At 71.1% G+C, this 17,818-nt stretch carries 20 protein-coding genes; 10 read left to right on the top strand and 10 right to left on the bottom strand.

Annotated features, from left to right (window positions below; all coding sequences use genetic code 11):
* The first annotated feature begins 37 nt into the window (after nucleotides 1-37).
* The 4 genes from GUI43_RS22215 (at nucleotide 38) to GUI43_RS22200 (ending at nucleotide 3,659) form a co-directional block, all read left to right on the top strand.
* A complete protein-coding gene (locus tag GUI43_RS22215; RefSeq protein ID WP_112582834.1) occupies nucleotides 38-1,831 on the top strand; it encodes a RelA/SpoT family protein in 1,794 nt (597 codons plus the stop codon).
* A 52-nt stretch (nucleotides 1,832-1,883) separates the two neighbouring features.
* Entirely contained in the window at nucleotides 1,884-2,426 is a 543-nt protein-coding gene (locus GUI43_RS22210) for an NUDIX hydrolase (protein WP_112582804.1), read from the top strand.
* The gene (locus GUI43_RS22205) at nucleotides 2,423-3,292 is read left to right on the top strand and encodes a nucleotidyltransferase family protein (protein ID WP_112699710.1); all 870 of its coding nucleotides are present in this window, start codon (nucleotides 2,423-2,425) and stop codon (nucleotides 3,290-3,292) included. The genes GUI43_RS22210 and GUI43_RS22205 overlap by 4 nt, the downstream gene beginning before the upstream one ends.
* Nucleotides 3,293-3,371: 79 nt before the next feature.
* Nucleotides 3,372-3,659: an Lrp/AsnC family transcriptional regulator gene (locus GUI43_RS22200; protein ID WP_074313163.1), complete on the top strand. Its 288-nt coding sequence runs from the start codon at nucleotides 3,372-3,374 to the stop codon at nucleotides 3,657-3,659.
* A gap of 104 nt (nucleotides 3,660-3,763) precedes the next feature.
* Here GUI43_RS22200 and GUI43_RS22195 read toward each other — a convergent pair whose 3' ends face one another.
* From GUI43_RS22195 to ctaE, 5 genes are all read right to left on the bottom strand, one after another.
* Nucleotides 3,764-4,453, bottom strand: coding sequence for a DUF4142 domain-containing protein (locus GUI43_RS22195; RefSeq protein WP_112582806.1), 690 nt, complete (start codon nucleotides 4,451-4,453; stop codon nucleotides 3,764-3,766).
* A 193-nt stretch (nucleotides 4,454-4,646) separates the two neighbouring features.
* Nucleotides 4,647-6,278, bottom strand: coding sequence for a cytochrome bc1 complex cytochrome b subunit (qcrB, locus tag GUI43_RS22190; RefSeq protein ID WP_112582807.1), 1,632 nt, complete (start codon nucleotides 6,276-6,278; stop codon nucleotides 4,647-4,649).
* On the bottom strand, nucleotides 6,275-7,363 hold the full coding sequence (qcrA, locus tag GUI43_RS22185) for a cytochrome bc1 complex Rieske iron-sulfur subunit (protein WP_112582808.1): 1,089 nt from the start codon (nucleotides 7,361-7,363) through the stop codon (nucleotides 6,275-6,277). The genes qcrB and qcrA overlap by 4 nt, the downstream gene beginning before the upstream one ends.
* Before the next feature lie 64 nt (nucleotides 7,364-7,427).
* Nucleotides 7,428-8,264 carry a cytochrome bc1 complex diheme cytochrome c subunit gene (gene qcrC / locus GUI43_RS22180; RefSeq protein ID WP_112582809.1) on the bottom strand — a complete coding sequence of 279 codons (837 nt, stop codon included), beginning with the start codon at nucleotides 8,262-8,264 and terminating at the stop codon, nucleotides 7,428-7,430.
* Nucleotides 8,265-8,334: 70 nt separating this feature from the next.
* Nucleotides 8,335-8,934 carry an aa3-type cytochrome oxidase subunit III gene (gene ctaE, locus GUI43_RS22175; protein ID WP_112582810.1) on the bottom strand — a complete coding sequence of 200 codons (600 nt, stop codon included), beginning with the start codon at nucleotides 8,932-8,934 and terminating at the stop codon, nucleotides 8,335-8,337.
* 108 nt (nucleotides 8,935-9,042) lie between these two features.
* Between ctaE and GUI43_RS22170 the strand changes: the two genes are divergently transcribed.
* From GUI43_RS22170 to GUI43_RS22155, 4 genes are all read left to right on the top strand, one after another.
* The gene (locus tag GUI43_RS22170) at nucleotides 9,043-9,963 is read left to right on the top strand and encodes a cytochrome c oxidase assembly protein (protein WP_373861036.1); all 921 of its coding nucleotides are present in this window, start codon (nucleotides 9,043-9,045) and stop codon (nucleotides 9,961-9,963) included.
* A gap of 103 nt (nucleotides 9,964-10,066) precedes the next feature.
* Nucleotides 10,067-10,462: a response regulator gene (locus GUI43_RS22165; protein WP_112699709.1), complete on the top strand. Its 396-nt coding sequence runs from the start codon at nucleotides 10,067-10,069 to the stop codon at nucleotides 10,460-10,462.
* A 91-nt stretch (nucleotides 10,463-10,553) separates the two neighbouring features.
* A complete protein-coding gene (gene trpD / locus GUI43_RS22160) occupies nucleotides 10,554-11,597 on the top strand; it encodes an anthranilate phosphoribosyltransferase (RefSeq protein ID WP_112582811.1) in 1,044 nt (347 codons plus the stop codon).
* Between the two features lie 325 nt (nucleotides 11,598-11,922).
* Nucleotides 11,923-12,126: a hypothetical protein gene (locus GUI43_RS22155; RefSeq protein ID WP_112582812.1), complete on the top strand. Its 204-nt coding sequence runs from the start codon at nucleotides 11,923-11,925 to the stop codon at nucleotides 12,124-12,126.
* 114 nt (nucleotides 12,127-12,240) lie between these two features.
* Here the strand turns inward: GUI43_RS22155 and GUI43_RS22150 are convergent, their stop codons facing one another.
* Both GUI43_RS22150 and ctaC read right to left on the bottom strand, forming a co-directional pair.
* Nucleotides 12,241-12,666, bottom strand: coding sequence for a cytochrome c oxidase subunit 4 (locus tag GUI43_RS22150; protein WP_112582813.1), 426 nt, complete (start codon nucleotides 12,664-12,666; stop codon nucleotides 12,241-12,243).
* A 9-nt stretch (nucleotides 12,667-12,675) separates the two neighbouring features.
* Entirely contained in the window at nucleotides 12,676-13,647 is a 972-nt protein-coding gene (gene ctaC / locus GUI43_RS22145; RefSeq protein WP_112582814.1) for an aa3-type cytochrome oxidase subunit II, read from the bottom strand.
* A 230-nt stretch (nucleotides 13,648-13,877) separates the two neighbouring features.
* On the opposite strand from ctaC, the gene GUI43_RS22140 reads away from it, so the two are divergent.
* The gene (locus GUI43_RS22140; RefSeq protein ID WP_112699708.1) at nucleotides 13,878-15,029 is read left to right on the top strand and encodes a cysteine desulfurase family protein; all 1,152 of its coding nucleotides are present in this window, start codon (nucleotides 13,878-13,880) and stop codon (nucleotides 15,027-15,029) included.
* Nucleotides 15,026-15,259, top strand: coding sequence for a sulfurtransferase TusA family protein (locus GUI43_RS22135; protein WP_091407500.1), 234 nt, complete (start codon nucleotides 15,026-15,028; stop codon nucleotides 15,257-15,259). The genes GUI43_RS22140 and GUI43_RS22135 overlap by 4 nt, the downstream gene beginning before the upstream one ends.
* 112 nt (nucleotides 15,260-15,371) lie before the next feature.
* Here the strand turns inward: GUI43_RS22135 and GUI43_RS22130 are convergent, their stop codons facing one another.
* From GUI43_RS22130 to GUI43_RS22120, 3 genes are all read right to left on the bottom strand, one after another.
* On the bottom strand, nucleotides 15,372-16,352 hold the full coding sequence (locus tag GUI43_RS22130; RefSeq protein ID WP_112601742.1) for a carbohydrate kinase family protein: 981 nt from the start codon (nucleotides 16,350-16,352) through the stop codon (nucleotides 15,372-15,374).
* Nucleotides 16,353-16,550: 198 nt separating this feature from the next.
* Nucleotides 16,551-16,919 carry an iron-sulfur cluster insertion protein ErpA gene (gene erpA, locus GUI43_RS22125; RefSeq protein ID WP_091407494.1) on the bottom strand — a complete coding sequence of 123 codons (369 nt, stop codon included), beginning with the start codon at nucleotides 16,917-16,919 and terminating at the stop codon, nucleotides 16,551-16,553.
* 181 nt (nucleotides 16,920-17,100) lie between these two features.
* On the bottom strand, nucleotides 17,101-17,818 hold a 718-nt coding region (locus GUI43_RS22120), incomplete at its 5' end, for a glycerate kinase (protein ID WP_249037820.1).

Genomic DNA, 17,818 nt, shown 5'->3' with positions numbered 1-17,818 from the left:
TCCGGCGATGCGGAGCCGGGGTGAGGAGGTGTCCCTCGTGGACGTCGACGCCGGACACGGCGCCGCCCTGGGGGGCGCCCTGCCGACACAGCCGGGTGAGCTGCCGCTCGCCCGCCGGCTGCGGTCGCTGCTCAGCTGGCCGACCACCGACTCGGACCCGGTCACCCAGCTGGTCCGCACCCACCGGGGCATCCACGCCGGCACCGACCCCGCGGTGCTGCGGCGTGCCTACACGATCGCGGAGAACATGCACCGCGGGCAGTTCCGCAAGAGCGGGGAACCGTACATCACCCATCCCCTCGCGGTGGCGCAGATCTGCGCCGAGCTGGGGATGGACACCACCACCCTGGTCGCGGCGCTGTTGCACGACACCGTGGAGGACACCCGCTACACCCTCCAGGCGCTCTCCGAGGACTTCGGCGGCGAGGTGGCCCACCTGGTCGACGGGGTGACCAAGTTCGACAAGGCGTTCTACGGCAAGGCCGCCGAGGCGGAGACGGTCCGCAAGATGATCGTCGCGGCCGCCAAGGACGTCCGGGTGCTGATCATCAAGCTGGCCGACCGGCTGCACAACATGCGGACGCTCGGGGTGCGCTCCGCGTCGTCGCGGGAACGGATCGCCCGCAAGACCCAGGAGGTGCTGGTCCCGCTCTGTGACCGGCTGGGCATCCAGACCCTCAAACGCGAGCTGGACGACGTGGTGCTGCTGCACCTTGAGCCCGACGAGCACGCCCGGCTGGCCCGGCACGTGCACGATCGGCCGGGCTGGGATTCGTACCTCGACTCGGTGGTCACCCGGGCCCGGGTGGCGTTGCGCCGCAGCCGGGTCGACGCCGAGGTGAGCCCCCGTCCCCGGCACCTCTACTCGATCTGGAAGGACACCATCGCCGGCGGCCACACCGCCCCGTACGACCTGCCCCGCATCGTGGTGGTGGTCGACGGCCCGGCCACCGACTGTTACGCCGCGCTGGGCGCGATCCACGGCACCTGGCGACCGGTGCCCGGCCGTTTCAAGGACTTCATCGCCTCACCGAAGAACAACCTCTACCGTTCGCTGCACACCAGCGTCTGCGGCCCGCAGGACCGCACCGTGGAGGTGCTGATCCGCACCGAGGAGATGCACCGTTCGGCCGAGTACGGCATCGCCGCCGACTTCCGTTTCCCCCGCTCCGGCAGCAGCACCGCCGCGGCCCGTGCCGAACAGCTGGACTGGCTGCGCCGGGTGCTCGACTGGGAGCCGGACGCCGCCGACCCGGCACAGTTCTACGAGTCGCTGCGCTGCGACCTGGCCGAGGGGCAGATCCAGGTCTTCGCCGACGGACGACAGGTAGTGCTGCCGGCCGGTGCCACGCCTGTCGACCTCGCGTACGAGCTGGGCAACGACCGGGGCGACCACTGCCTCGCCGCACGCATCAACGGTCGGCTGGCCCCGCTCAGTTCGGAGCTGGACGAGGGCGACGTGGTGGAGATCTTCACCGAGAACGACGGCGACAACGGCTTCGAGGCCGGTGTGGCGCCGCGCGGCCCTCGGCGGGAGTGGCTGACCTTCGTCAAGTCGCCGCACGCGCAGATGCAGATCAACCGGTGGTTCGCCGAGCACACCGAGCCGGGCATCACGATCAGCGACAAGGTGCGCCTCGGTCGGGCCACCATCGGGCTCGCCCTGCGCCAGCACAACCGGGGCCTCGCCAGTGACCTGCCGCTGCTCCGCCTCTCCGAGGAGTTGGGCTATCCCGACCTGGAGACCCTGTTGGTCGCGGTCTTCGACCGGGTGATCGAACCGGACACCGTGGTCCGCCAGCTCATCGACCTGGTCGACCATCGACAGTGACCCGGCGGCCCCAGCGCGTCCGAAGAACATTCGTGACCACTAGCCTGGAGTCATGATCCCCCGCTCCCGCGCCACCGGTCGGGCTCTCTTCTACCAGGCCTTCTACCGGCTGCCCCTGCCGGTGCGTCGGCGCCTGGTCCGGCTGGCCGTGCCCAAGTACATCGTCGGCGCCGTGACCCTGGTCCGGGACACCGAGGCGACGGGCGCGGGTCGGTTGCTCATGCTGCGCCAGCCGCCCGGCAAGGGTTGGTCACTCCCCGCCGGCCTGCTCAACCGGGGCGAGGCCCCGGTGGTGGGCGCGGCCCGTGAGCTGTTCGAGGAGTCCGGCGTCCGGCTCCCACCGTCCCGGCTGCGCCCGGCGGTGCCGAACGCGATCGTGCACGCCAAGGGCTGGGTGGACATGGTCTTCGAGGCCGAGGTGCCGGCATCCAGCACCGAGCTGACCGTCGACGGCGCGGAGGTCTTCGAGGCCGCCTGGCACCCCCTGGACGACCTGCCCAAGCTGACCTGGCCGACGGCCCGGCTGCTCGCCTACTACGACATCGGGCCGCTGGCCGGGCAGTTCCCGCCACCGGTTCCCGACGACACCCCGTGACCGTCGCGGCCGGTGTGCCGGCGAACCTGTGCGCGGTGGTGCTGGCCGCCGGCGAGGGCACGCGGCTGCGCCCGCTCACCGAACGGGTGCCCAAGGCGCTCTGCCCGGTGGGCAACGTCCCGCTGCTGGATCGGGCGTTGGCGCGGCTGGCCGGCCTGGGCCTGACCGGTCCCGATCGGGTCGCGGTGAACGCCTGCTACCTCGGCGACCAGGTGGTGGCGCACGTCGGCGACCGCGCACACCTGTCAGTGGAGCCGGGCGACCCACTGGGCACCGCGGGTGGGGTCGCCAACCTGCGGGACTGGATCGACGGGCGGCCGGTGCTGGTCGGCAACGCCGACGCGTACCTCGCCGACCCGGCTGCTCCCCCCGGCCCGGACGTGGCCGCCCTGCTCGACGGCTGGGACGGGCACACCGTACGCCTGCTCGGCCAGCCCGCCGCGGACCCGGCGGCGCCGGGCACCTTCGCCGGGCACTGCTTCACCGGCTTCTCGCTGCTGCCCTGGCGGCTGGTCCGGGACCTGCCGGTCGTCTTCTCGGACCTGGTTCGCGCCGTGTGGCGTCCGGCCGAGGCGGCGGGCGCCCTGGCGGTGGTGCCCTACCCGGGCACCTTCTTCGACACCGGCACCCCGGCCGACTACCTGGCGGCCAACCTGCACGCCGCGGCCGGCGGCGTTCTCGTCGAGGAGACCGCGACGGTGACCGGCCCTTGCGTGGAGTCGGTCGTCGGCGCGGGCGCGCGGGTGGACGGCGACGTGTCCCGCACCGTGGTGTGGCCGGGCGCGACCGTACGGGCCGGCGAGCGGCTGCGGAACGTGATCCGGGCCGGGAGCGACCTGACCGTGCCCTGCCGCGCCCAGGGCTGAGCCCCGACGGCTCCCGCCTCCGGTCTCGGGCCGGAACATCTAGCATGGGCGACGACGCCGACGAACGGAGAAATGCCCCGTGATCACCGCGATCGTGCTGATCGACTGCGCCACCGATGCGATCCCCGAGGTGGCGGAGAACCTGGCCAACCTTCCCGGTGTCAGCGAGGTCTACTCGGTGGCCGGGCACGTCGACCTCATCGCCATCGTCCGGGTCCGCGAGTTCGACCAGATCGCCCAGGTCATCGCGGGCAGCATCTCCAAGGTCCCGGGCGTGCTCAACACCGAGTCGCACATCGCCTTCCGGGCGTACTCGCAGCACGACCTGGAGGAGGCGTTCGCGATCGGTCTGGCCAGCGCCGACTGACCCGCTAGCCGTTTCTGGGGCCGTGCCGGCCGCACGGCGGCGCGTAGCGCGCACAGGGCGGCCGGCCCACCGCGAGGGTGGACCGGCCGTCTGCTGTGGCTACGTCAGCTCTCGCTGGGAGCCGGTACCTCGGTGCTGCCGCCCGGAGCCGGCGACTCGGTGCCGGTGCCGCCCGGAGCCGGCGACTCGGTGACAGTGCCGCCCGGAGCCGGCGACTCAGTGCCGGTGCCGCCCGGGCTGGGCGTACCGCTGGCGCTGGTCTGCGGAACCGGGATGCCCAGCTTGTTGGCGAGCGCCACCAACTCGTCGTAGTGCGTCTGCAGCGTCGGCAGTGCCGTCTGCGCCAACTGGACCACCGACTGCTCGGAGCCCTGCGAGATCTCCGTCTGGGTGGCCTGGATGGCCTGGACGTGGCCGGCCAGCTCACTGGTCACCCAGAGCCGGTCGAACTCCGCACCGCTGGCGTTGTTCAGCCTGTCGATGACCGCCTGCTGATCGGCGCTGGGCTCGTTCGGCAGTTCCACCCCGAGCTGCGACGCGGTCTGCTGCACCGTCTGGTCCAGCTGGGTGTGGTCGGTCTTCAGCATCGCGCCCAGGTCCTTGACCCCCTGGTCCTGACCCTTCTGCTGAGCCAGGTCACCAGCGGTGATCTCGAACAGGTTGACCTGGTGTACCGCCTGCAGGTACTGGGTGTCCTGCGTTGACGGCTGTGCCGCGGCCTGCGCGGCCGCAGCCGGCGCGACACCGACCAGTACCAGCGCGGCCAACAGGCCGAGGCGTTTGATACCCAACATGCTTCCCCCCCTTGAGACGTTGGACCGCACGGATACCCGGCTCACCGGGGTTATTCCTGCGATCGCCCGTCGCGCGGGGTCGACCGGTCCCGTCAGGGCCGTCCGACTCCTGGTCGGATGGGTCGGGGGGTGTGGATACGACGGGGCGCCCGCCGGAATCCGGCGGGCGCCCCGTAACGGTGCGACTGGGCGGTCAGCGGCGGCTTTCGCCGCTGCCGATCTCCTCGCGCTCAGGTCGGGCCTCGACCGGCGGGTGTCCCGGCGAGACCGGTGCCTCGACCGGCTTCTCGATCGGGTAGAAGAAGCCCCGGATGGCCGGGCCGAGGGCCCCCAGCCGGTTCATCTTCTTGGGCACGACCCAGCCGACGTAGTCGAGCTGGCCGTGACCGTCCGCGTGCCCGTTGGACGCGCTGAGCGGCTGGTGCACCTCGACGAACCGGCCGTCCGGCATGCGCCGGATGATGCCGGTCTCCACGCCGTGCGCGAGCACCTCCCGGTCGTGCTGCTGCAGACCCAGGCAGAGCCGGTAGGTGACGTAGTACGCCAGCGGCGGGACCACCAGCAGGCCGATCCGGCCCGCCCAGGTCATCGCGTTCAGGCTGATCTGGAACTTGTCCGCGATCACGTCGTTGGCGCCGGAGAGCGTCAACACGATGTAGAACGAGACGGCCATGGCGCCGACGGCGGTCCGGGCCGGAGCATCCCGGGGACGCTCGAGCAGGTTGTGGCTCTTGCGGTCCTTGAGGTGCCGGGCTTCCAGGAACGGGTACATCGTCGACAGGCCCACCAGGATGCCGGGCAGCACGACCGTCGGCCAGAACAGCGGCGGGATGACGTACCCGTCGCCGATCGGGATGGGGATCTCCCAGGCCGGCATGAGTCGGGTCGACCCGTCGAGGAACATGACGTACCAGTCGGGCTGGCTGGCGGCCGAGACCACCCACGCCTCGTACGGGCCGAACAGCCAGATCGGGTTGATCTGGAACAGACCGCCCATCAGCGCGATGACGCCGAAGACGACCATGAAGAAGCCGCCCTGCTTCAGCGCGTACCGCGGGAACATCCGCTCGCCGACCACGTTGTTGTTGGTCCGGCCAGGGCCGGGCCACTGGGTGTGCTTCTGCTTGAAGACCAGGCCCAGGTGGACGCTGATCAGCGCGACCAGCAGACCCGGGATGAGCAGCACGTGGGCGATGAAGAACCGGCTGATGATGATCGTGCCGGGGAACTCGCCGCCGAAGACCGACGAGGTGACCCAGGAGCCGATCACCGGGATGGACAGCATGATCGCCGAGGCGATCCGCAGGCCGGTGCCGGACAGGCCGTCGTCCGGCAGCGAGTAGCCGGTGAAGCCGGCCAGGAAGCCGACCCAGAACAGCAGCGAACCGATGATCCAGTTGGTCTCGCGCGGCTTGCGGAAGGCGCCGGTGAAGAACACCCGCAGCATGTGCACGACGATCGCAGCCATGAACAGCAGCGCCGCCCAGTGGTGCATCTGCCGCATCACCAGACCGCCGCGGACGTCGAACGAGATGTCCAGGCTGGAGGCGTACGCGGCGGACATCGGGGTGCCCTGCAACGGCGCGTAGCTGCCGTCGTAGACCACCTCGGTCATCGCCGGCTCGAAGAAGAAGGTGAGGAACACACCGGTCAGCAGCAGCACGACGAACGAGAACAGCGCGATCTCGCCGAGCAGGAAGGACCAGTGGTCCGGGAAGACCTTGTTCAGCAGCTTGCGCAGCGGGGTGGCCACCGCGAAGCGGTCGTCCACTCCCACCGCGGCCTTGCCCGGCGTCGCCGCAAGGTCAAACTTTCGACGCTTCATGGCCGCTCCCAGAAATCAGGCCCGACGGTCTCGGTGTAGTCGGACTTCGCCACGAAGAAGCCCTCGGAGTCCACCTCGATCGGCAGCTGCGGCAGCCGCCGGCTGGCGGGGCCGAAGACTGGCCGGGCGTTGTCGGTGATCAGGAACTGGGACTGGTGGCACGGGCAGAGCAGCCGGTTGGTCTGCTGCTCGTACAGGCTGGCCGGGCATCCCGCGTGCGTGCAGATCTTGGAGAACGCCGCGTAGTTGCCCCACATGTAGTCACCGTGGCCGACCTTCTCGTTGGCCCGGCGCGACTCCTGCGCGTCGGAGTCGCGGAGGTGGATCAGCAGCGTCGGCGAGTCGGCGTGCCTGTTGCTCACGCCGTGGTCGATGCCGGGGAAGACGGTCAACTGCCCACCGCTGCTGATGTCCGCCGGGCGGATCGGCCGGCCGTCCTCGCGGACCAGACGGATCCGCTGGCCGCCCTCGGCCGCTGCAAACCCGGTGGTAAACATCTGGTTGTTCTTGTGCGGCTGCGAGATCAGGCCGCCGACCAGCGGCGCCGCGGCGACCGCGGCGACCGGCGCGAGACCGGCCAGCAGCGAGATGCCGAGCAGGGGGCGACGCTTCACACCCAGTTCGTCAGCCATGTAGAGCATGGTCTGGCCGGTGATGGTGCGGCCTTCGGAGTCCACCTGGCCCTCGTGCCGGTCCTGGATCGAGACCTCCTTGGGCAGCAACTTCTTGCCCCAGGTCAGGATGCCGAAGCCGACGGCGAGCAGCGCCACGCCGAGGGTGAAGCCGAGCAGCGGGGTGTAGAACTTGTCGCCGCCCCGGCCCGCCTCGTACTGCCACGGCCACCAGATGTAGATGGCCAGGAAGGCGGTCGCGGCCAGGCCGGTGATCAGGAAGAAGCCGGCGACCACCCGGGTCAGCCGACGCTCCGCCTTGGTGCCCGGCAGCACCTGCGGCTCGTAGTGGACGATCTCGATGTCGTCCCGGCGCGCGCCCTCACGAACGATGTCGAAACGGGTCAGCTTGGGGTCGTTCACGTCGAGCGGCTCCGGGCCCTGTGAGGCCTGGTGCTCGGTGTGGGTGCTCATGCCGTCACCTCGCTACGGGTGGCGCCGAGCGGCACCACGGCACTGAATCGGATGGCCTGCTCGATCACGACTTACCCGCAATCCACAGGCTAGCGAAGACGAGCGCCACGATGCCAACCAGGAAGATCGCCAGGCCCTCGGTGGACGGGCCGTACCGCCCGAGGTTGAACCCGCCCGGGTCCTGGTCGTGCTTCAGCGTCTCCTGGATGTAGGCGATGATGTCGGCCTTCTGCTCCGGCCGGAGCTGGTTGTCGCCGAACACCGGCATGTTCTGCGGGCCGCTCAACATCGCCGCGTAGATCTGGCGGTCGGTCGCGGGGTGCAGGCTCGGGGCGAACTTGCCCGAGGAGAGCGCACCGCCGCCGCCACCGAAGGCGTGGCACTGCGAGCAGTTGATCCGGAACAGCTCACCGCCGGCGGCGATGTTGCCGTCCTCGCGGAGGTCGTCGCCCTCGGGCACGACCGGGCCGCCGCCAAGCTCCTGGATGTACTGGGCCAGCTGACGGGTCTGCTCGTCGTTGAAGACCGGGGGCTTGCGGTGCGCCTGGGCCTCCTGGCGGGCCAGCGGCATCCGCCCGGAGCTGACCTGGAACTCGACAGATGCCGCGCCGACGCCGATCAGGCTCGGCCCGCGGCCCTCGACGCCCTGGGCGTTGCGGCCGTGGCAGGTCACGCAGCTCACGTCGAACAGCGCCTTGCCCTCGGCGGCGGCGCCGGTCAGCTGCGGGTTGTCCTGCGCCTGGGCGCCCGGGGCGAAGACGGTGTACGCGCCACCGGCGAGCATCAGCGCGGCGATCAGCCGGACCGCGGCGCCCAGCCGGCGGCGGCCCCTGCTGCGCGCGGCGGGCCGCTCACGCAACCGCGCGAGCAGACCGCGTCGGCGGTCGTTGTCAGAAGTCATGAGCGGTGTCCTTAACCGGTTGGACCTGTCTCAGGGGACGGAGCAGCAGCGCGGAATGTGACGCGCAAGATCACTGGAGCCAGTAGATCATGGCGTACAGCCCGATCCACACGACGTCGACGAAGTGCCAGTAGTACGACACGACGATCGCCGACGTCGCCTGCGCCGGAGTGAACCGGCCCATGGTCGTACGGACCATGAAGATGATGAAGGCGATCAGACCACCGGTCACGTGCAGGCCGTGGAAGCCGGTGGTCAGGTAGAACACCGACCCGTACCCGTCTTCGTTGATCTTGATGCCGTCGGCGACCAGGTGCCGGTACTCGTTCAGCTGGCCGAGGACGAAGATCAGGCCCATCACGAAGGTGACGGTGAACCAGCGCCGCAGCGCGTGCACGTCACCCTTCTCCGCCGCGAAGACGCCGAGCTGGCACGTCACCGAGGACAGCACCAGGATCACCGTGAAGGTGGTCGCGTACGGGATGTTCAGCGCCTCGGTGTGCTTCTCCCACTGCTCCGGCGCAGCGGCGCGGATGGAGAAGTACATCGCGAACAGCGCCGCGAAGAACATGAGTTCGCTTGAGAGCCACACGATCGTCCCGACGCTGACCATGTTCGGTCGGGTCAGAGAGTGGATCCGGCTCTTGTCAATGGCTGGGGCCGCAGTCACGCCGTCATTATTGCCCCTGACCGGGGCAGCCGATCAGCGGGGTGGCAAACCTGCGCCTTCCGTGGCCCGAGCGTCAGGGTCCGGTTCGCCTGGCCTAGCCTGAAAAGCGTGCTGCACGTCGATCCGATCTTCGCCGCCACCTCGGCCCCGCCGCCGTTCACCGTCGGCGCGGTGCTGACCGAGACCCGGCTGGACAGCTGGCTGGCCCTCGGCCTGGTGCTCGCCGCCGGCCTGTACCTCTACGGGGTCTACCGGCTACGCCTGCGCGGCGACCGCTGGCCGATCGCCCGTACCGTGTTCTTCCTCGGCCCCGGCCTGGGCGGCATCGCGCTCGTCACGGTCAGCGGGCTGCACGCGTACGACACCGCGCTGCTGTCCGTGCACATGATCCAGCACATGGTGCTCTCCATGGTGGCGCCGATCTTCCTGGCGCTGGGCGCACCGATGACCCTGGCCCTGCGGACCCTGCCGGTCGGGCCGCGCAAGCGCCTGCTCGCGATCGTGCACAGCCGCGTCGCCCGGGTCTACAGCTTCCCGCTGGTGGCGTTCGCCATCTTCGTGGTCAACCCGTTCGTGCTGTACTTCAGTGATCTGTACCGCTACACGCTCGAACACGCCTGGGCGCACGAGCTGGTGCACGCGCACTTCATCATGACCGGCTGCGTGTTCTTCTGGCCGCTGCTCGGCCTCGACCCGCTGCCCGGCCGCTGGCCGTACCCGGCGCGTGCGCTGCTGATGCTGCTCTCCGTGCCGTTCCACACAGTGCTCGGCCTCACCATCATGCAGAGCAGCACGCTCTTCGGCGGCGACTGGTACCCGTCGCTGAACCTCGGTTGGGTCGACCCCTGGGAGGACCAGGTGGTGGCCGGCGGCATCCTGTGGGCCGGTGGCGAGTTCGTCAGTGTGACCATGCTCGCGGTGCTGGTGGTGCAGTGGGTCAAGCAGTCCGAGCGGGAGGCCCGCCGGGTGGACCGCGAGCTGGACCGCCAGGAGGCCCGCGAACGCGCAGCCGACGCCGCGCCCGCCTGAGCTGCCCGGACGGTACGTGCCGACGCGCGACGCCGGGCGGGATGTCGGCTACGTCACGCCGACCGGTACGATCTGCGGGCAGCTACGAGGTGGGAGTTCCGGCATGACCGATCGTCTTTGCACCGTGTTGCTCTACAGCGACGACCCGCAGGTCCGTGATCGGATGCGGATGGCTGTTGGCACCCGGCCAGCTCCCGGTCTGCAGATCGAGTTCGTCGAGGCGTCGACCTACGCGGAGACCATCCGGCTGGTCGACGACTACGAGATCGACCTGCTGCTGCTCGACGGTGAGGCGAGCCCGGGCGGCGGCATCGGCATCGCCCGGCAGGTCAAGGACGACCGGGACGACGCTCCCCCGACCTGCCTGGTGATCGCCCGCGCCGCCGACCGATGGCTCGCCGCGTACGCCGAGGTCGACGCGACGCTGGTGCACCCGCTCGACCCGGTGACCACCGGCGGCACGGTGGCCGAGCTGCTGCGGACGCACGCAACCGCCTGACGTCCCACGCTCCTCCGGCACCCCCACGGCGCCGGATCTCCTCGGCGCCGGTTCCAGCCCACCCGCACTTCGCATGCTCGGGAGGCCCGCCATGGGCGATCGGACCTGGCCGCACCTGCTCAACGCGCTGCTGCGCGGTGACGAACTCTCCACCGCCGACACCGCCTGGGCGATGGACGAGATCATGACCGGCTCGGCGAGCGCGGCGCAGATCGCCGCCTTCGCCGTGGCGCTGCGGGCCAAGGGCGAGACCCCTGCGGAGCTGGCCGGCCTGGTGGAGGCGATGCTCGGTCGCGCGGTCCCGGTGGAGCTGCCCGAGGAGCTGCGCCGGACCGCCCTCGACGTGGTCGGCACCGGCGGTGACCTCGCCCACACGGTGAACATCTCCACTATGACGGCGCTGGTGGTCGCCGGCACGGGCGTCCGTGTCGTGAAGCACGGCAACCGGGCCGCCTCCTCCCTGTGCGGCACCGCCGACCTGCTGGAGTTCCTCGGCATCCCGCTGGATCTCGGCCCGGAGCAGGTTGCCCGCTGTGTCGAGGAGGCCGGCATCGGGTTCTGCTTCGCGGCCCGCTTCCACCCCGGGATGCGGCACGCCGGCCCGGTCCGCCGCGAGGTGGGCGTGCCCACCTTCTTCAACTTCCTCGGCCCGCTGACCAACCCGGCCCGCCCCCGGGCCGGCGCGGTCGGCTGCTTCGACCTGCGGATGGCCCCGGTGATGGCCAGCGTGTTCGCGGCCCGTGGCGACTCGGCGATCGTGATGCGCGGCGAGGACGGGCTGGACGAGTTCACCACCGCCGCGCCGACCCGGATCTGGGCGGCCCAGGGCGGCACCGTACGCGAGGCTGTGCTGGACGCGACGGACCTGGGGGTACCCCGGTCCACCCTCGCCGACCTGCGCGGCGGTGACGCCGCGTACAACGCGGGCGTGGCCCGTCGCCTGCTGGCCGGCGAGACGGGCCCGGTGCGGGACGCGGTGCTGGTCAACGCGGCGGCGGCGCTGGCCACCCAGGGCCCGCTGGACGGCGACCTGACCGAGGCGCTCCGCGCCGGCCTGGCCCGTGCGGCCGACTCGATCGACTCCGGCGCGGCCGCCGCGACCCTGGACCGTTGGATCGAGACCGCCACCGCCTGACCTCACCACCACCCGGCCCGTCGGCGGGCGGCGTCCCACGGCCTGTTGGTGCCGTCGGACCCTCGGCACCGCCGGACCCGTCGGGCGGCGGCGTCTCGGCCGGTGATCGACTCGGGTTCCGTGAATCCGCGGTGTCCGGGCAGCCCGGATGCCCCGACGTCAATGATGTCGAGTGGATCACGCGCGGATGCCGACCGTCAGGCGATGGTGCGCGGAGATTTGTCGGACCCGTCTGGGAAACTACAGCTGAGTAGTTCTCTGCTGCCGTCGGTGCGTCACTGTCGCATCCGGGGGCGGTCCGCCTGGTATCCGAGAGGAGACGCCCGTGTCGCACCGCGAGCTCTACTGCGACGTCTGCGAGGGCGTGGCGCTGTTCGAGGCTCCGCCCTGCGTCGACGGCCACGGCACCGACTGTCCAGAGCTGATCTGCACCGACTGCGGCGCCGCCGTGGTGGTCAGCGCGTTCGCCTTCCCGGTCACCCGGCTGGCCGCCCGCCGCCGTCAGCCCGCCCGACGTCGCGCCGCCTGACCACAGCACCGCCCGACCGCCCGCGGACAGGGTGGAACATGACCGAAGGCCCGCTCCCCACTCGGGGAACGGGCCTTCGTCGTGCCGGGTCGGTCGCGACGGCGACCGGGTGGGTCAGTGCTCGGCGGTACGCCGGGTGCCGCTGTAGTACTCGAACAGGAGCCCACAGGCGGAGAAGACGACGGCCAGCAGGCCGGCACCGATCAGCCAGTACTGCCAGAACACCAGGCCGAGCGCGGCGATCGCGGCGGCCAGCGCCAGACCGAACGGCCAGTAGCTGCCCGGGCTGAAGAAGCCGACCTCACCGGCGCCGTCGGCGATCTCGGCGTCCGGGCGGTCCTCCGGGCGCAGGTCAATGCGGCGGGAGACGAACCAGAAGAAGCCACCGCACATCGAGCAGAGCAGGAACGACAGCAGCAGGGCGACGGTGCCGACCCACTCGATGCCGCCCGACTCACCGTTCGTCCAGGCGCCGTAGAGGATGGTGGCGCCGAGGAGGAACCCGGCGATGATCAGGAAGATACGCCACTCGGTCTTCATATGGCTGCCTCAGCTTCCCGTGCGGGCCGGAACGTCGTCCGGGTTGAAGTTGCCCTGCGTCCGGCGGGTGTCGAACGGCCGCGTGGTCGTCGCGTACGGCTGCTCACCGATCGCGGACAGCGCATCCTGGGTCGACTTGCCGCTCTGCTTGGCCGCGAGGAACTGGTCGTACTTCTCCGGCGAGACCACCCGCAGCTCGAAGTTCATGAACGCGTGGTAGCTGCCGCACAGTTCGGCGCAGCGCCCGACGTAGGCACCCTCGGCGTCCAGGCTTGAGACCTCGAACACGTTGCGGATCTTGCCCGGCATGACGTCCCGCTTGAAGAGCAGCTCCGGCACCCAGAACGAGTGGATGACGTCGCGGCTGGTCTCCTCGAACCGGATGGACCGGTTGGTCGGCAGCACCAGCACCGGGATGACCTCACTGGTGCCGAGCGTCGACGCGGTGGTGCGGGCTTCCGTGCCCTGGCCGTCCCGGTAGTTGAACTGCCAGTTCCACTTGAACGCGACGACCTCGACCGTGACGTCCGGGTTCTTCGACAACTTGTCGACGTCGGTCTGCACGATCGCCGTGTAGTAGAAGAGCACGGAGACGATCAGGATCGGCGCGATGGTGTAGAGGAACTCCATCGGCATGTTGTAGCGGGTCTGCACCGGCAACGCGTTGCCACGCTTGCGGTAGCGCACGACGCACCAGAAGATCAGGCCCCACACGAAGACGCCGACCGCGAGCGCGGCGATGCAGGAGGCGATCCACAGGTCGTACATCCGCTTGGACTCCGGCGAGATGCCGCCCTGCGGCCAGCCGAAGCCGTCGAACGTCTGACCCACGTCACAGCCCGTGAGCAGAACCAGCAACGCCACGCCACCGAGACCGAGCCCGGCCAGGCGACCAGCACCACGCCCCCGGCGTCCACCAACCCCTGGGGAAGCGCTGTGCCGTACGGCCGACGGCCGTACCTCCGAACTCCTTGCGACCACCTGGTCCTGCCTCCCTAGCGCGCCGCGGTGCGTCTTTCCTCAGCACCCGCGGCAAAGGCGTCACCGACGGTCGCAGATTACTCGACCATGACGGACTCGGCCGTGGTGGGGTCACTGTCCGACCCCCATCGGGGGGATCCTAGGCATACCGCCGCGATAGCGTCTTGGTCTGTGAGCGCGAGGAGTGAGGCGGGGTTGCGAGCCCCGCAGCCGCGAACGAAGGCAGGTCTGTGAGCGCATCCCCGGTCTACCTGGACGCGGCGACCGCCGCGCCGATGCATCCGGTCGCGCGGCAGGCTCTGCTGGCCGCGCTCGACGACGGCTGGGCCGACCCGGGCAAGCTGTACACGCAGGCCCGACGGGCCCGGCAACTGCTCGACGCCGCCCGCGAGGCCACCGCGCTGACGCTCGGCGTCCGCGCCGATGAGGTCTCCTTCACCCCCAGTGGTACGACCGCAGCCCACGGCGCGGTGCTCGGGGGCCTGGCGGGGCGGCGCCGGGTCGGGTCGACGCTGGTGCACTCGGCGATCGAGCACTCGGCGGTGCTGCACGCGGCGGAACGGCATGTCGGCGCGGGCGGGACCGCCGCCGCGGTGCCGGTCGACCGGTTGGGCCGGCTGGACCTGACCGCGTGGTCGACCGCCGTTCGGGCCCCGGGGGTGGCGCTGGCCGCGTTGATCACCGCCAGTCACGAGGTGGGGACGGTGCAGCCGGTCGCCGAGGCGGCGGCGGCCTGCGCCGACATGGGTGTGCCGCTGTACGTGGACGCGGCGCAGTCGGTGGGCCGGGTGCCCCTGCCGGCCGGCTGGTCGGTGCTCACGGCGAGCGCCCACAAGTGGGGTGGGCCACCCGGCGTGGGGGTGCTGGCGGTCCGGAAGGGCACTCGCTGGGAGTCACCCTGGCCGGCCGACGAGCGGGAGGGCGGACGTACCCCCGGGGTGGTGAACCTGCCCGCGGTCGTGGCGGCGGCGGCGAGCCTTCGGGCGGCGGCGGCCGACGCGGCGGCCGAGGCGACCCGGTTGGCCGCCCTGGTGGACCGGGTCCGAGAGCGGGTCGCGGTGGAGGTGCCCGACGTGGAGGTGGTCGGCGACCCGGTGCTCCGGCTCCCCCACCTGGTCACCTTCTCGTGCCTGTACGTCGATGGGGAGGCGTTGCTGCACGCCCTGGACCGGCGGGGCTTCGCCGTGTCGTCCGGCTCGTCCTGCACCTCGTCCACGTTGCGTCCGTCGCACGTGCTGGAGGCGATGGGTGTGCTCTCGCACGGCAACGTGCGGGTCAGCCTGCACCGGGAGACGACCGAGGCGGACGTGGAGCGGTTCCTGACCGAGCTGCCGGGGATCGTCGCCGGTCTGCGCGCCGACGCCGGGGTGGTGGGGCTGTGACGATGCCGGACGAGGTGATCGACTGCCGGGGGCAACGCTGTCCGCTGCCGGTGATCGCGGCGGCGCGACGGATGCCCGAGGTGCCGGTCGGCACTGTGGTCCGGGTGCTGGCCGACGACCCGGCGGCGGCGGTCGACATCCCCGCCTGGTGCCGGATGCGCGGCCAGGAGTTCCTCGGCTCGGTCAACGGCCCGGACGGCCCCGCCTACGACGTCCGCCGCACCCACTGACCCCCGCGCTGTCCCCTCGCCCCGCGATCTTGCAGTTTCTGCCTGGACAAAGCGGCACAGAAGCCGCGATACGGCGGCAGAAAGTGCAAGATCGCCGGGGTGGGGGCGGGAGTTACGCCGGGAGGAGGTGGGGGCGGACCTCTTCTGCTGCGGTGTCGCCGTAGGACTCGGCGAGCCGCTTGACGAACAGGTCACGACGGACGTCGTACTCCTGGGTGCCGACGGTCTCCAGGACCAGCGTGGCCAGCAGCGAGCCGACCTGGGCGGCCCGTTCCAGGCCGAGGCCCCAGGAGAGCGCGGTGAAGAAGCCGGCCCGGAAGCCGTCGCCGACGCCGGTCGGGTCGACGGCGCGGATCTCCCGCGCGATCGGTACGTGGATCGGGTCGATGCCGCGCCCGGCGATCTCCACGCCGTGCTTGCCCAGCGTGGTGACCCGCACCTTGACCAGGTCCAGCAGTTGGTCGTCGCTGAGCTGCGCCTTGCTCTGCAACAGCGACTTCTCGTAGTCGTTGGTCATCAGGTACTCGGCGCCCTCGATCAGCGCCACCACGTCCTCGCCGGGCATCCGGGCGAGCTGCTGGGACGGGTCGGCGGCGAAGGCGTACCCGCGGGTGCGGCACTCGGCCGAGTGGCGCAGCATCGCCTCGGGGTCGTTGGCGCCGACCAGCACCAGGTCCAGACCGCCGAGCCGGTCAGCGACCGGGGCCAGCTCGATGTTGCGGGCCTCGCTCATCGCTCCTGCGTAGAACGACGCGATCTGGCACATGTCGGTGTCGGTGGTGCAGACGAAGCGGGCGGTGTGTGCCACCTCGCTGACGTGCACCGAGTCGCAGTCCACACCGTGGCGCTCCAGCCAGGAGCGGTAGTCGGCGAAGTCGGCGCCGACCGCGCCGAGCAGTACCGGGCGCAGCCCGAGCTGACCCATCCCGAAGGAGATGTTCGCCGCCACGCCGCCGCGGCGGAGCACCAGGTCGTCCACCAGGAAGGAGAGGGACACCTTGTGCAGTTGATCGGCGATGAGCTGGTCGGCGAAGCGACCGGGGAAGCTCATCAGGTGATCGGTGGCGATCGAGCCGGTGACGGCGATCTTCATGTCAACCCTCGGGGTCGGGAGCAGGGCGCGGTCAGCCTACCGGGACGGCAACCCGATGCTCACCGCTCGGTCGGACAACGGCAACCAGCCCGCCACGACCCCCTCCGGGACCGCTCCCGGGCTGCTGCGAGCGCCCACCGGTACGGCGATGGGGCCGTCCCGAAGAACGGCCCCATCGTCGCTGGTGTGTGGTGTGACTCAGTTGAACGAGTCACCGCAGGCGCAGGAGCTGCCCGCGTTGGGGTTGTCGATGGTGAAGCCCTGGGCGTCGATCCGGTCGGCGAAGTCGATCGTCGCGCCGGAAAGGTACGGGGCGCTCATCCGGTCGACGACGACCTCGACACCACCGAAGTCGGTCACGACGTCACCGTCGAGCGAACGCTCGTCGAAGAAGAGCTGGTACCGCAGGCCGGAGCAGCCGCCCGGCTGCACGGCGACGCGGAGCCGCAGGTCGTCGCGGCCCTCCTGCTCGATCAGGGCCTTGACCTTCTGCGCCGCGACGTCGGTGAGGACGACGGAAGTAGGGGCCTTGGCCTCGGTCGACTCGGTCTGCGCTGGCGTGGTCACGTGGAAGTCTCCCTGCGCGGTTTGGGTCCGGACGCACTGGCCAACGTCGCGCGTCGTCCAGTGATTCCCGGTTGTGGTCCTCAGCCGATCGTACGCCGCCTTGGCCGGGCTCACCCGCGTGGCGTGACCCCCGCCGCAGGTCGGCCCTCGGTCGGGGCGGGGGCACGCGCGGTCGGGACGCTCAGCGGCTCCACTGCCGGGCCAGCCGGGCGCCCAGCTCGCGCAACCCCTCCGCGGGCCGGCTCAGCGCCGCGTCGAGCCCGCCGCCCTCCTCGCCGCCGAAGTGCTCCACCAGGCTGTACGCGTCGGTCACCCCGGCCGAGGCAGCTTCCCGCCGGCCGGTGCTCACCTGCCCGGCCACCACCACGCAGGGCACTCCCCGGTCGCGGGCGGCGCCGGCCACCCCGGCGACGACCTTGCCGCGCAAAGACTGGTGGTCGAACGACCCCTCACCCGTGATCACCAGGTCGGCGGTGTCCAGCGCGGTGTCGAGTCGGGTGGCCCGGGTGACCAGGCCGATCCCCGACTCACAGTCGCCGCCCAGGGCGAGCAGTGCCGCGCCGATGCCACCGGCGGCCCCGCCCCCGGGCAGCGCGCCGAGCCCCGCCGGGCAACCGGCCAGGTCCCGTTCCAGCACCGCCGCGAAACGCTCCAGGGCCGCGTCGAGCAGCAGCACGTCGGCGCGGTCGGCGCCCTTCTGCGGGCCGAACACGTTGCTCGCGCCGTGCAGGCCGAGCAGGGGGTTGTCCACGTCGGTGGCCGCGACCAGCCGGACGCCGCGCAGCCGGGGCGCGCCGTCCAGCGCGTCCACCGCGGCGAGCGCCGCCCACCACGCCCCCGCCGGGCTCCGGGGTGGACACCAGCGCCTGGTACGTCTTGCTGAACCGCAACAGCGGCAA

The organism is Micromonospora noduli (genome assembly GCF_003264365.1).
Classification (GTDB): domain Bacteria; phylum Actinomycetota; class Actinomycetes; order Mycobacteriales; family Micromonosporaceae; genus Micromonospora; species Micromonospora noduli.
The sequence above is the reverse complement of the archived record's forward strand: the minus strand, read 5'-3'. Positions and strand labels throughout refer to the sequence as shown.